The 13,166-nt window shown below is 69.3% G+C and carries 12 protein-coding genes; 1 reads left to right on the forward strand and 11 read right to left on the reverse strand.

Going from position 1 to position 13,166, the window contains the following annotated elements:
* Window positions 1-78: 78 nt before the first annotated feature.
* The 11 genes from hslU to K0H49_RS07025 all read right to left on the reverse strand — a co-directional run bounded on the left by hslU (window position 79) and on the right by K0H49_RS07025 (window position 11,739).
* Window positions 79-1,404: an ATP-dependent protease ATPase subunit HslU gene (gene hslU / locus K0H49_RS06975; RefSeq protein ID WP_219210600.1), complete on the reverse strand. Its 1,326-nt coding sequence runs from the start codon at window positions 1,402-1,404 to the stop codon at window positions 79-81.
* Between the two features lies 1 nt (window position 1,405).
* Window positions 1,406-1,951: an ATP-dependent protease subunit HslV gene (gene hslV, locus K0H49_RS06980; protein WP_219210609.1), complete on the reverse strand. Its 546-nt coding sequence runs from the start codon at window positions 1,949-1,951 to the stop codon at window positions 1,406-1,408.
* Between the two features lie 47 nt (window positions 1,952-1,998).
* Window positions 1,999-2,571, reverse strand: coding sequence for a DUF3841 domain-containing protein (locus K0H49_RS06985; protein ID WP_219210610.1), 573 nt, complete (start codon window positions 2,569-2,571; stop codon window positions 1,999-2,001).
* 45 nt (window positions 2,572-2,616) lie between these two features.
* Window positions 2,617-4,203 (reverse strand): STAS domain-containing protein, encoded by a 1,587-nt coding sequence (locus K0H49_RS06990; RefSeq protein ID WP_219210611.1) that lies wholly within the window; start codon window positions 4,201-4,203, stop codon window positions 2,617-2,619.
* 113 nt (window positions 4,204-4,316) lie between these two features.
* Window positions 4,317-4,991 carry an RNA polymerase-binding protein DksA gene (dksA, locus tag K0H49_RS06995; protein WP_257624614.1) on the reverse strand — a complete coding sequence of 225 codons (675 nt, stop codon included), beginning with the start codon at window positions 4,989-4,991 and terminating at the stop codon, window positions 4,317-4,319.
* Window positions 4,992-5,790: 799 nt separating this feature from the next.
* Window positions 5,791-6,849 carry a CobW family GTP-binding protein gene (locus K0H49_RS07000; protein ID WP_219210613.1) on the reverse strand — a complete coding sequence of 353 codons (1,059 nt, stop codon included), beginning with the start codon at window positions 6,847-6,849 and terminating at the stop codon, window positions 5,791-5,793.
* Between the two features lie 82 nt (window positions 6,850-6,931).
* Window positions 6,932-8,134: a class I SAM-dependent rRNA methyltransferase gene (locus K0H49_RS07005; RefSeq protein WP_219210615.1), complete on the reverse strand. Its 1,203-nt coding sequence runs from the start codon at window positions 8,132-8,134 to the stop codon at window positions 6,932-6,934.
* Window positions 8,131-9,138: a tyrosine recombinase XerC gene (locus K0H49_RS07010; RefSeq protein ID WP_219210621.1), complete on the reverse strand. Its 1,008-nt coding sequence runs from the start codon at window positions 9,136-9,138 to the stop codon at window positions 8,131-8,133. Before K0H49_RS07010 ends, K0H49_RS07005 begins: the two co-directional genes overlap by 4 nt.
* Window positions 9,139-9,176: 38 nt before the next feature.
* Entirely contained in the window at window positions 9,177-9,869 is a 693-nt protein-coding gene (locus K0H49_RS07015; RefSeq protein ID WP_219210622.1) for a DUF484 family protein, read from the reverse strand.
* Between the two features lie 72 nt (window positions 9,870-9,941).
* A complete protein-coding gene (gene dapF / locus K0H49_RS07020; protein WP_219210623.1) occupies window positions 9,942-10,814 on the reverse strand; it encodes a diaminopimelate epimerase in 873 nt (290 codons plus the stop codon).
* Between the two features lie 34 nt (window positions 10,815-10,848).
* Window positions 10,849-11,739: a LysR substrate-binding domain-containing protein gene (locus K0H49_RS07025; RefSeq protein ID WP_219210624.1), complete on the reverse strand. Its 891-nt coding sequence runs from the start codon at window positions 11,737-11,739 to the stop codon at window positions 10,849-10,851.
* 123 nt (window positions 11,740-11,862) lie between these two features.
* Here K0H49_RS07025 and K0H49_RS07030 point away from each other — a divergent pair, with 123 nt between their 5' ends.
* Complete coding sequence (locus K0H49_RS07030) at window positions 11,863-13,065, forward strand: MFS transporter (RefSeq protein ID WP_219210625.1); 1,203 nt, start codon at window positions 11,863-11,865, stop codon at window positions 13,063-13,065.
* Window positions 13,066-13,166 lie beyond the last annotated feature (101 nt).

Genomic DNA, 13,166 nt, shown 5'->3' on the forward strand with positions numbered 1-13,166 from the left:
GCGAATTCCGTTGCAAATGAAGCACTTAGCTCACGCAGTGAATGTGTTGCGTGAACCGACAGGCCGTTGCAGTCCGCCTCAAAGGATGAAACGCGACAGGTCCTCGTCGTGACTTAGTGCCGCAAGCCGCTGATCGACGTAGGCCGCGTCGATGCGGACCGTCTGACCGGACAGCTTGGTGGCGTCGAAGCTGATCTCGTCGAGCAGCCGCTCCATCACCGTCGACAGCCGCCGTGCGCCGATGTTCTCGGTGCGCTCGTTGACCTCGAAGGCGATGCTCGCCAGCCGCGTGATGCCTTCGGGCGCGAACTCGATGGTCACGCCTTCGGTGGCCAGCAGGGCCTGGTACTGCTTGACCAGCGAAGCACGGGTCTGCGTGAGGATGGCCTCGAAATCGGCCACCGACAGCGACTGCAGCTCGACGCGGATCGGGAAGCGGCCCTGCAGCTCGGGGATCAGGTCGCTGGGCTTGCTCACATGGAACGCGCCGCTGGCGATGAACAGGATGTGGTCGGTGCGCACCACGCCGTACTTGGTGCTCACGGCCGTGCCCTCGACCAGCGGCAGCAGGTCGCGCTGCACGCCCTGGCGCGACACGTCGCTGCCCTGCGCCTCGGCGCGGGTGGCGACCTTGTCGATCTCGTCGATGAACACGATGCCGTTCTGCTCGGCGTTGGCGATGGCCTGGGCGCGGATCTCTTCCTCGTTGACCAGCTTGCCGGCCTCCTCGTCGATCAGCAGGCGCATCGCCTCGGCGATCTTGAGCTTGCGCGTCTTGCGCTTGGCGCCGCCCATCTGGCCAAACATGCCGCGCAATTGCTCGGTCATCTCCTCCATGCCGGCGGGGCCCATGATCTCGAGCGGCGTGCGGGTCTCGGCCAGGTCGAGCTCGATCTCCTTGTCGTCGAGCTCGTGCTCGCGCAGCTTCTTGCGGAAGGCCTGGCGGGTGGGGTTGGGCGCGTCCAGCACCGCGGCGCCGTCGGCACCGCGCGCGGGCGGCAGCAGCACGTCGAGGATGCGCTCCTCGGCCGCGTCCTCGGCGCGCATGCGCACCTTGGTGCTTTCCTTCTCGCGGGTCTGCTTGACCGCGATCTCGGCCAGGTCGCGGATGATCGCGTCGACGTCCTTGCCGACGTAGCCGACCTCGGTGAACTTGGTGGCCTCGACCTTGATGAAGGGCGCATCGGCCAGCCGCGCCAGGCGGCGTGCGATCTCGGTCTTGCCGACACCCGTCGGGCCGATCATCAGGATGTTCTTGGGCGTGATCTCGTGGCGCAGCGTGCCTTCGACCTGCTGGCGGCGCCAGCGGTTGCGCAGCGCAATGGCCACGGCGCGCTTGGCGTCCGGCTGGCCGACGATGTGGTTGTCGAGTTCGGAGACGATCTCCTGCGGGGTCATGGACATGTCAGAGCGTCTCAATCGTGTGGTGCATGTTGGTGTAGATGCAGAGGTCGGCGGCGATCTCGAGCGACTTCTTGACGATCTCCGCGGCCGAGAGCTCGGTGTTCTCGAGCAATGCCTTGGCAGCCGACTGGGCATAGGCACCGCCCGAACCGATGGCCACGATGCCGTCTTCGGGCTCGAGCACGTCGCCGTTGCCGGTGATGATCAGCGAGGTGGTGGCGTCGGCCACGGCCAGCATGGCCTCGAGGCGGCGCAGCACGCGGTCGGTGCGCCAGTCCTTGGTCAGCTCGACCGCGGCGCGGGCCAGCTGGCCCTGGTGCTTCTCGAGCTTGGCCTCGAAACGCTCGAACAGAGTGAAGGCATCGGCCGTGGCACCGGCAAAGCCCGCGATGACCTTGCCGTGGTGCAGCCGGCGCACCTTGCGCGCCGAGCCCTTGATGACGATGTTGCCGAGCGTGACCTGCCCGTCGCCGCCGATGGCGACCTGGTCGCCCCCGGGGCCCTTGCGGCGCACGCTGATGATCGTGGTTCCGTGAAATTGTTCCATCGGAGCCACTTGGGGTCACCCGGCCCCAATGCAAGAGCGGGCGGGCGTCAGAAGCCCTGCGGAGGACATGGCGCATCGAGGATGCGTACCCCGCCCTGCGCGTCCAGCGCGAGCTGCCGCGCCTGGACAAGCCAATCGCGGCGAATGCAGGGCAGCGTCGCCTGGATCAGCGCATCCGGCGTCAGGGCCGCACTGTCGGTCTCGAACAGTCGGCGCGCCTTTTGCGGGGTGTCCGACCAGCGCGCCGCCGCCTCTGCGAAGTAGACGCTGTCGCACCAGGCGCCATAGTCGGAAAGCAGCACCTGGTCGGCAGGACAGTCGAGTTCGAGCAGCACCATCCGGCCATCTTCCAGCTGGTCGTCGCTCAGCAGCATGCGCGCCACCTCAGCACCGGGCGGCCGCTGGTGTGCGCCGCAGGAATGCCAACCCCAGACCGGCGGATGGACGCCGCACGACAACCCGCGTTCCGCCATGGCCAGACACATGAAGCGGTACGCCGCCGTCTCATCCGGAGACACATGCGTCCAGTGCCCCGTCAGCAGGCTGTCGCGCAGCAGGGCATGCAGTTGAGCCTCGGCCTGGAAGGACCACACCTTGACCGTAGAGGCCCCGCTCTTCATGGGTGCCGCGGTGACCCCGGATCGCGGGACCGGACGCCCACCACCCTAGTTCTCGCGCACCCGCACCAGCGCGTGGTCGGCGATGCCCACCACCTTGAAGAAGGCCGCGATCAGCCGGTGCGCATCGACGAACTGCACGCGCTGGCCGCTGGCGTCGCGTTCGGTGACCCAGTTCAGCAGCGTGCCCGCGGCCGCGAGATCGAGCCGCACCAGCGCGGCGCAGGAAATGGTGGCGGCGCCCGCCGGATGGCTGGTGCCGGCCTCGGCAATCTCGGCATCGAGCCGGCGCCAGGTCGAGACCGAATCACCGCTCAGGTCGCCGGCCAGCGTGGCTCGCATCGAGTCCGGTCCGGCGTTCGCCGCGGGCAGGGCAGCGGCCGAGAGGCCCATCGGGCCGGAACGGGGCGCGGCCGAGGCATCCGATGCCAGGCAACGGCCGCGCGGGTCTTCCCAGGGCGGCGGCGACACCTCGTAGGTGATGCAGTAGTTGAGCGCGGCCAGCTCGAAGGGGTCGACCAGGTTCAGCAGCCGCAGCGCCGCCATGCGCAACTGCCACCATCCCTGTTCGGTGTTTCGTTCGTTGACCGGCGTGGCCTTTTCGAGCACCGCCAGCAGGCGCCCGGCGCCCAGGAAACGCATGTCGACCGGCGACGCCGCCCAGTGGGCGAACAGCGCGCGCAAGGGCCCGGCCGCATTGGGCTCGATGCCGCTCAACAGCCGCCAGTCGAGCGTCCAGACATTGCCGGCCGCGGACAGCGCCCGCGTGAGCTCGGCCAGGCTTTCGCGCGTGACCTGGGCCGGGCTGCGCCAGTCGGCCTCGTGGCTGCCACCGACGGCCGCCTGGGTCTTCACGTTGCGCGCGAGCGCGCGCAGCGACACCCAGGCGGGGCCGTTGCGCTTGAGGCGCTGGGCGTAGCGGGTGCTGGCGGCCGCGAATTTCTCGGCATCGCCGGTCGCGCGGTAGAGGTCGAGCAGCGCCAGCCAGTTCTCGTTGTGATCGACCTGGCCTTCGACCACCAGGCTCTGCAGCAGGATCGATTCGGCACCGGCATCGTCGCCATGCGCAAAGCGGATCGCGGCCTCGTCGAGCGCGCTGTCGTAGACCAGCAACGGCGACGGCACGCTGGACGGCGCGTGGTCGACGGCCATGGGGGACGACGCGGCAGGCACCGCGTGTTCGGGCGGCAGGCCGGGCGTGGTGTCGGCGTAGGCGCGGGCACGCTGCGCGGCCAGTTCCTCGGGATTGACCGACGAGACCGATTCCTCGGCCGGGCCGCCCTTCCACCACTGTTGGGACATCTGCTCTTCGATCTCGTCGATCTTCTTGAGCGTCAGGGCCCGCCCCTCGGTCTTGCCCGAGGAGTTGCCGACGTTGAGCGAGGACGGCTGGTCGGGGTCGTGTGCGCCGGCGGCCTCGCGCTGGCGCAGCTTGCGCAGCACGTCGAACTCGCGGCGGCGCACGAAGTCGTTGCGCTGGCGCCGCTCGATCATCTCCTTGAGCATCTCGCGGCTGTAGCCGTTCTCGTCGGTGCCGGTCTCCTGCGCATCGAGCTCGGTCCAGTCCTTGAGCGGATTGCGCACGAACTTGGCCACTTTCGAGAGCAGGCGGCCGGACGGTTCTTCCTTGGACATGGCCTTCCCGTCAGGAACCCGAAGCCGCGTCGTGGCCAGCGCCACGCACGCCCATGCAAGGCTGCGCCCGAACCGGAAGCCGGGTCAGCCACAGCACGGGACACGCACGCAGGCTAGTCACCGAACATCTTCTGCTTGAGTTCGCGGCGTTGCTGCGCTTCGAGCGACAGCGTGGCGGTCGGGCGGGCCAGCAGGCGGCCGACGCCGATCGGCTCGCCGGTCTCGTCGCAGTAGCCGTAGTCGCCGGCATCGATGCGCTGGATCGATTGCTCGATCTTCTTGAGCAGCTTGCGTTCGCGGTCGCGCGTGCGCAGTTCCAGCGCATGCTCTTCCTCGATGGTCGCGCGGTCGGCCGGGTCCGGCACGACGACGGTGTCTTCGCGCAGGTGCTCGGTGGTCTCGCCGGCGTTCTCGAGGATGCCGCGCTTGAGCTCGACCAGCTTCAGGCGGAAGAACGCCATCTGCTTGTCGTTCATGTACTCGGCGTCGGGCATGGCGATGACCTCGGCATCGACCAGTTCCTCGGCGGTCTTGGTCTTCCAGTTGTTGGCGAGCTTCGGGTCTTTCTTCACGGCCACATGCGGCGGCGGCACCAGGGCGGTCGACACGATCTGGGTGAAGCTGGACTTGGCGGCGGTCGAAGCGACCGACTGGGCCATCGAAGGCACGGTCAGTTGCGACAGGCGCGAGACCCGTCCGCCGCGTGCGGCGGGCGCTGGAGGCGTGGCGATGGTCGCGGTCGAAGTTGTCGCCGGGGCGGAAGTGGAGGCGGCAGCCGTCTTTTTCATGGGGGTCGGGGGAGCTGGAAGAACGGCAGCGGAACTGCCGACAGGTTTGGATGACGATGGGCCCACGCCTGCAGTCTTGGTTGCAGCAGCGACAAGCTTGGCGGATTTTTTCGCAGCGGGCGCGGCCTTGGCCGGTGACGCTGCGGACTTTTTGGAAGCGCTCTTCTCCTTCGGGGCAGAAGCCGGCGCGGTGGCGGAAACCTTCTTCACCGCAGGGGACGCCTGCTTGGCCGCCGCCGCATGCTTTGCTGCGGCGGGCCGGGTGGCGGGCGTTGCCTTGGCGGCGGGTTTCTTCACGGTGACTGGCTCCTTGAACGAACTGGAACGCGCTTTCACTGGGTGTCTCCTCCCATGGGAGCCCTGCGGGCTCCACGTTGTCGAGGTGCTCGCCTGTCGGCGAACCCCGGGGTTATACCCCTTAAAGCTCTCCAGAAACACGCGGCACCCCGTGCCGACAGCCACATCCCGTCGTGGGGGACCGGTCTGGCTCTCGGAACAGGCGCGCGATTGTATAGAGAACTCGGGGGCGCGGGCGAGGTCTTGGCGCGCTGCCTGTCCCCGCCGGCACGGCCGCGCCGCGCACGGGAGGGCGACGCCTTGCGCCGTCCGGGCGCAGGCGTCGGCGGCCTTCCGTCCCTCGACCCGGAATGGAAGACCTTGAATAAAAAGGCAGTATGGGTGCCCGGATCGGCACGGCCCGCGCGCTCGGCCGGTGCCATGCCCCCACCCGGCCCCATGAAAAAACGGCGCGCCTCCTGGCGAAAGCGCGCCGTGCTTCAGGGCCGAAGCCGCAATCGCGTCAGACCAGGCACTGGTCCAGGCCCTGCACCAGGATGTCGCGCGGCAGTTCGATGCCGATGAACACCATCCGGCTGTTGCGCGCTTCGTCCTTGCCCCATTCCGGGCCCAGGTCGCTGCCCATGAGCTGGTGCACGCCCTGGAAGATCACCTTGCGGTCGGTGCCCTTCATGTGGAGCACGCCCTTGTAGCGCAGCATGCGCGGCCCGTAGATGTTGACGATGGCGCCCAGGAAGTCCTCGAGCTTGGCCGGGTCGAAGGCGCGGTCGGCCTTGTAGACGAAGCTCTTGACGTCGTCGTCATGGTGGTGGTGATGGCCGTGGCCTTCTTTCGCATGCGAGGGATGGTCGCAATGCTCGCCGTGTTCATGGTCGTGGCCTGCGTGGTCGTGATCGTGGTCGTCTTCCTTGAGGAAGTCGGGGTCGATGTCCAGCTTGGCGTTGAGGTTGAAGCCGCGCAGGTCGAACACGCTGGTCAGCGGCACTTCGCCGAAATGCACCTTCTGCTGGGGCGCGCGCGGGTTCATGTGCTTGAGGCGGTGGATCAGCGCGTCGGTCTCCTCGGCCGACACCAGCTCGCTCTTGCTGATGAAGATCTGGTCGGCGAAGCCCACCTGGCGGCGCGCTTCCTGGCGGTCGTTGAGCTGCTGCGGCGCGTGCTTGGCGTCGACCAGCGTCAGGATCGAGTCGAGCAGGTAGCTCTCGGCGATCTCGTCGTCCATGAAGAAGGTCTGGGCCACCGGGCCGGGGTCGGCCAGGCCGGTGGTCTCGATCACCACGCGGTCGAAGTCCAGCAGGCCCTGGCGCTTCTTGGCGGCCAGCAGCTGCAGCGCCTCGCGCAGGTCTTCGCGGATGGTGCAGCAGACGCAGCCGTTGCTCATCTGCACGATCTGCTCCTTGGACTCGGTCACCAGGATGTCGCTGTCGATGTTCTCCTCGCCGAACTCGTTCTCGATCACGGCGATCTTCTGGCCGTGGGCCTCGGTGAGGATGCGCTTGAGCAGCGTGGTCTTGCCGGAGCCGAGGAAGCCGGTGAGGATGGTGGCGGGGATGAGGGCCATGGGATGCTCCGGAGGGTCGAAAACGGGAAAGGGCAGAAAGTTTAACGAGGCGGGCCAACGCCCGCTCGTGCAAGGGCAAAGCCTATTTGCGCACCACCACCAGGCCCTTGAGGTACTCGCCTTCGGGGAATTCGATGGTCATCGGGTGGTCGGGCGCCGCGCCCAGGCGCTCGCTGATGTAGCCGTCGACGCCGGCGTCGATGCCGGCCGAGGCCACGATCTTGTGGAACAGGTCGGCGCCGATGCCGCCCGAGCAGCTGAAGGTCAGCAGCACGCCACCGGGCGCCAGCAGCTTGAGCCCGAGCCGGTTGATGTCCTTGTAGGCGCGCGCGGCGCGCTCGGCATGGGCCACGGTGGGCGCGAACTTGGGCGGATCGAGCACGATCGCGTCGAAAGTCCGGCCTTCCTCGATGAAGCGGCGCAGCGAGGCGTTGACGTCGGCGTCGAGGAACTGCGCGTTGGCGCCCTCGAAGCCGTTGAGCGCCAGGTTGGCGCGCGCGCGGTCGAGCGCGGGCAGCGAGGAGTCGATGGAGGTCAGTTCGGCGCCCTCGAGGGCACCGGCCGCCTTCAGCCCGGCCAGCGCAGCCACGGTGAAGCCGCCCGTGTAGCAGAAGCAGTTGAGCACGCGGCGGAACTTGCGGTGCTGCGCCATCTCGGCGAAGCGTTGCCGGCTGTCGCGCTGGTCGAGGTAGAAGCCGGTCTTGTGGCCGGTCGCGATGTCCAGCGACAGCCGCCAGGCGTGCTCGCGGATCACCTGGGCGGTGTCGCCCTCCCCGCGCAGCCAGCCCGTGACGGGCTTGAGGCCCTCGCGCTCGCGCCCGCTGGCGTCGGAGCGTTCATAGAGCTTCGACAGACCCGTGGCGGCCAGCAGCGCGTCGGCCAGCACCGGCTTCCAGCGCTCGACGCCGGCCGACAGGAACTGCGCAACCAGCGTGTCGCCATAACGGTCGACGATCAGGCCCGGCAGGCCGTCGGCCTCGCCGTGCACCAGGCGCACGCCGTCGCTCTGCAGGTCGAACAGGCCGCGGGCGTCGACGGCCTTCTTCACGCGCTCGTGGAAGAAGGCCGCGTCGATGCGCTGCGTCTCCACGAAGCTCCAGGCCCGCGCCCGGATCTTCGAGGCCGGGCTGGTCGAGGCCCAGGCCAGGAACTGGCCCTCGCTGGATTCGATGCGCACCGTCTCGCCTGCGTCGCCGCTGCCCTTGGCGATGGCCGAATCGAATACCCAGGGATGGCGCCGCAGCAGCGAGCGCTCCTTGCCAGGCCGTAGCCGCAATGCCTTCATTTGGTGTCTTTTTCTTTAGTCGCAGGAAAATCGTCGGTGCGCGCCTGGGCGCGCGGATGGGCGGCGTCGTAGGCCCTGGCCAGGTGCTGGAAGTCCAGCCGGGTGTAGACCTGCGTGGTCGTGATGCTGGCGTGGCCCAGCAGCTCCTGCACCGCGCGCAGGTCGCTGCTCGATTGCAGCACATGGCTGGCGAAGGAGTGGCGCAGCATGTGCGGATGCACGGGCGCGGCCAGCCCGGCCTTGAGGCTGCGCGTGCGGACCTGCTTCCAGGCCGCCTGCGGCGTCAGGCGCAGGCCGGTGCGGCCCAGGAACAGCGCGGCGGCGCTGGCCGGATCGCGCAGCGTCGCGGCAGCCAGCGCGGGCGCATCGGCGCGCACCGCCAGCCAGGCGCGCAGCGCCTCGGCCGCCTTGCTGCCGACCGGCACGCTGCGGCGCTTGCCGCCCTTGCCCAGCACGTGCGCCTCGCCCGCGGCCAGGTCGACCCAGCCCGCGGCGTCGCGGCTGGCGTGCAGGTCGAGGCCGGTGAGCTCGCTCACGCGCAGGCCGCAGCCGTAGAGCATCTCGACCACCGCGCGGTCGCGCGCCTCGGTCCAGGGGTCGGCCTCGGCGTCATGCCATTCGGCCAGCCGCACCGCGTCGTCGACCGCCAGCGCCTTGGGCAGCGGCCGGCCGGCCTTGGGCGCGCGCACGTCCTGCACCGGGTTCGATGCCACCAGGCCCTCGTGGCCGAGCCAGCGGTAGAAGCTGCGCCAGCACGACAGCACCAGCGCGATACCGCGCGGCTCGCGGCCGGCGCCGTGCAGTTGCGCCATCCAGCGGCGGATGTGGGCCGCGGTGACGCGGTCGGCACCGAGCCCGGCCTCGGCGATCTTCGCGGCCAGCAGCCGCAGGTGTTCGGCGTAGATGTCGAGCGTGCGCGCGGCCAGCCGGCGCTCTACGCGCGCGTGTTCGAGGTAGCGCGCGATCAGTGCCTCGTCCGTGGGGTGGGGTTCAGCAGTGGCCATGCGCAGCGGGGTTCACGGTGGCAAGGCCCTGCAGGCCCTCAGGGCTGCAGGCGCGACAGCGCGGCCGAGGCGAGTTCGGCGATGCGCTCGAGGAAGTCGGTGCCCATGTCGGGGTTGAAGCGCTGCGAATCGGGCGATGCCAGCACCAGCATGCCGAAGGCAGGAGACTCGGCGTCGGGGCGCAGCGGGATCAGCGCGATCGAGACGGCGGCGCGCGCGTCCTCGAGCCAGCCTGAGGCCTCGAAGCCCGAGTTGAGGCCGCAATAGGGCGCGCTCAGCGAGGTGGCCAGCGCCTTGACGTCGTCGCTCACCCACTGGGCATAGGCCTCGCTCTGGTAGGCGGCGTCGCAGTCCCAGAGTTTGATCGCGGCCTGCGGCACCATGAAGAAGGACTGGAGTTCGTCGGTCAGGCGGTAGGGCAGCCCGCGCGGGTCGCGCGTGGTCAGCAGGCCGCGGGTCCAGCGCTGCATGCGGTCGGCCGTCATGGCGTTCTCGGTGCCGTGGCGCACCATGTCCATCAGCCGGTGCTCGAGCGCCTTGATCTTCTCGCGCAGCATCTCGGCCTGGCGTTCCTGCAGGCTCACGGCCCGGTTGCCGTGCGGGCTGGTGAGCTGCACCTGGGCCAGCAGCTGCGCATGGCGCTCGAAAAAGTCGGGCGTGTTCGCCAGGTAATTGGCGATGTCGTCCTCGGTGATCGGGTTCATGGCGGCGTCGTTGTAGGAGGGGGTCATTCAGGGTTCCATGAGGACGGGTCAACCGGCTGCATCAGCCGAGGTGGGCAGACGACACGCAGTGCGCGCGGCTCAAATTTCCGGGATCTCGATCTCGCCGGCGAACACCGTCACGGCCGGCCCGGTCATGCGCACCGGCTGGCCCAGGCCCTGCCATTCGATCGTGAGGAGGCCGCCGCGCGTCTCGACATCGACCCGCGCGTCGAGCCGACCGAGCCGGATGCCCGCCACCACCGCCGCACAGGCGCCGGTGCCGCAGGCCAGGGTCTCGCCCGCGCCGCGTTCGTACACGCGCAGCCGCACATGCGTGCGGTCGACGATCTGCAGGAAGCCCGCGTTCACGCGCTGCGGAAAGCGCGGATGGTGCTCGATCAGCGGGCCCTGGGTGGCCACGGGCGCGGTCTCGACGTCGTCGACGATCTGCACCGCATGCGGGTTGCCCATCGACAGCACCGCCAGCGCGACGATCGCGCCCTCGGCGTGGGTCGACAGCGCCAGGTGCCAGTTCTCCCAGCCGCCGTCGGCCTGCGGCGAGAGGCCGGCCGCGTCGAAGGGCACGCGCGCCAGCTCGAAGACCGGCGCGCCCATGTCGACCGTGACGCGGCCGTCGGCATTCATGCGCGGCTCGATCACGCCCGACAGCGTCTGCACGCGCACCGCATCCTTCGTCGTCAGGCCCTGCTCGCGCACGAAGCGCATGAAGCAGCGCGCGCCGTTGCCGCATTGCTCCACCTCGCCGCCGTCGGCGTTGTGGATCACGTACTGGAAATCGACGCCCGCCGCGGGCGAGGGCCGCACCGAGAGGATCTGGTCGGCGCCCACGCCGAAGTGGCGGTCGGCCAGGAAGTGGTACTGCGCGGTCGACAGGCCGAGCGGCGCACGGGTCTCGTCGAGCACGACGAAGTCGTTGCCGGCACCCTGCATCTTGGTAAAGCGGATTCGCATCGGCGGATTATCCGCCGCGCGCGCTTGCCCCTGCTCAGGCCTCGCCCAGGCGCGCCCCCAGGAAATCGAGGAAGCAGGCGATGCGCGCCGCCAGCTGGGTGTTGCGGTAGTACACGGCGTTGATCGGCTGGCGCACGTCGACCGTGTCCTTCGCCAGCACCTGCACCAGCTCGCCGCGCTCGCGGTCGGGCCCGGTCATGAAGTCCGACAGGCAGGCAATGCCCACGCCCTGCAGCGCGAGCTGGCGCAGCGTCTCGCCGTTCGACACCGTGATGTCGGGCGTGATCGGCCACTCGTCGCCGTGCGCGCCGCGCAGCGGCCAGCGGTTGAGCGACTCGGGCTGGGTGAAGCCCAGCAGCGTGTGCGGCGCCAGGCCAAGCACGCCCTTGGGCTTGCCGTGCTCGGCGATGTAGGCCGGGCTCGCGAGCAGCCGCAGCCGGCTGGTGCACAGCGGGCGCGCGTGCAGCGTGGAATCGCGCAGCACGCCGATGCGGATCGCGATGTCGGTGCGGCGCTCGAGCAGGTCGATGTTGAGCTCGTCGGTGTCGAGCTCCAGCGTGATCTCGGGGTAGCTGCGCCGGAACTCGGGCACCAGCGGCACGATGGCATGCAGCATGAAGGGCGTGGCCGCATTCACCCGCAGCCGCCCGGCCGGCTTCTGGCGCCGCGCTGCCATCTGCTCCTCGGCATCGTCGATCGAGGCCAGGATCGCGCGCGTGCGGCCCAGGAACAGCGCGCCCTCCTCCGTGAGCTCGATCCGGCGCGTGGTCCGGCGCAGCAGCGTGGTGTCGAGCTTCTTCTCCAGCCGACCCAGCGCGCGGCTGACGCCGGAGACGGTCTGCTCCAGCTGGTCGGCCGCAGCGGTCAGGGAGCCGGTGGCGACGACGGCGGCGAAGGCCTGGAGTTCTTCGAGGGTGGTTTTCATGGCTGATTCCTTTCGACGCGGCGGATATTATTGATCTCACCGCAAGTATCTTTGGAGAAAAACCCACTTTTTCTGCAAGGACCCCAGCCTCAGACTCCAGCCCATTCCCAAGGAGTCCCTTCCATGCCCATCGCCCTGCTCGCGCTGACGCTCAGCGCCTACGCCATCGGCACGACAGAGTTCGTGATCGTCGGCCTGTTACCCACCGTGGCCGCCGACCTCGGCATCGGCCTGCCCTCGGCCGGCCTGCTGGTCAGCCTTTATGCACTGGGCGTCGCCATCGGCGCGCCGGTGCTCACCGCCCTCACGGGCAAGCTGCCGCGCAAGGCACTGCTGCTCGGCCTGATGGCGCTGTTCACGGTCGGCAACCTGCTGGCCTGGCAGGCGCCCAGCTACGAAACGCTGGTCGCCGCGCGCATCCTGACCGGGCTCGCGCACGGCGTGTTCTTCTCGATCGGCTCGACCATCGCCACCGGCCTGGTGCCCAAGGAGAAGGCGGCCAGCGCGATCGCGATCATGTTCACCGGCCTGACGGTGGCGCTGGTCACGGGCGTGCCGCTGGGCACCTTCATCGGTCAGCACTTCGGCTGGCGCGAGACCTTCCTGGCCGTGTCCGCGCTCGGCGTGATCGCCTTCATCGGCAGCTGGATCTTCGTGCCCCGCAACATCCGCCACACCGCGCCCGCCTCGCTGGCGGAGCAGGCCAAGGTGCTGGCCGAACCGCGCCTGCTGCTGGTCTACGCCAAGACGGCCATCGGCTATGGCGGCACCTTCATCCCCTTCACCTTCCTGGCATCGATCCTGACCGAGGTCTCGGGCTTCAGCGCCGGCGCCGTGGGCTGGGTGATGCTGGTCTACGGCATCTCGGTGGCCGCGGGCAACATCTGGGGCGGCAAGCTGGCCGACCGCCTGGGCCCGATCCCCGCGCTGAAGATCATCTTCGCGCTGCTGGCGGCCGTGCTGCTGTTGCTGCAGTTCACCGCGCCGCACAAGTGGCTGGCGCTGGCCACGGTGCTGGCCTGGGGCGCGGTCGCCTTCGGCAACGTGCCGGGCCTGCAGGTCTACGTGGTGATGCAGGCCGAACGCTTCACGCCGCAGGCGGTGGACGTGGCCTCGGGCCTGAACATCGCGGCCTTCAACCTCGGCATCGCCGGCGCGGCCTGGGCAGGCGGCCTGATCGTCACCCACCTGGGGCTGATGCACACGCCCTGGATCGGCGCCGCGGTGGTGCTGGTCTCGCTGGCCCTGACGCTGTGGAGCGGCAAGCTCGACCGGCGTGCCGGCATCCCGCTGCGCTCCAGCGGCCCGGTCCCCGTGGGCCACTGAAGCCTTTGCCACACCGGCGGGTTGCGCTTCGCGACACCCGCTTTTTCCCGGCCCCCTGAAGGGGCCAAATCCGATCCCCCGGCATCCGCACAGGCGATCCG

This window comes from Variovorax boronicumulans, assembly GCF_019352895.1.
GTDB classification, from domain to species: Bacteria; Pseudomonadota; Gammaproteobacteria; order Burkholderiales; family Burkholderiaceae_C; genus Variovorax; species Variovorax boronicumulans_A.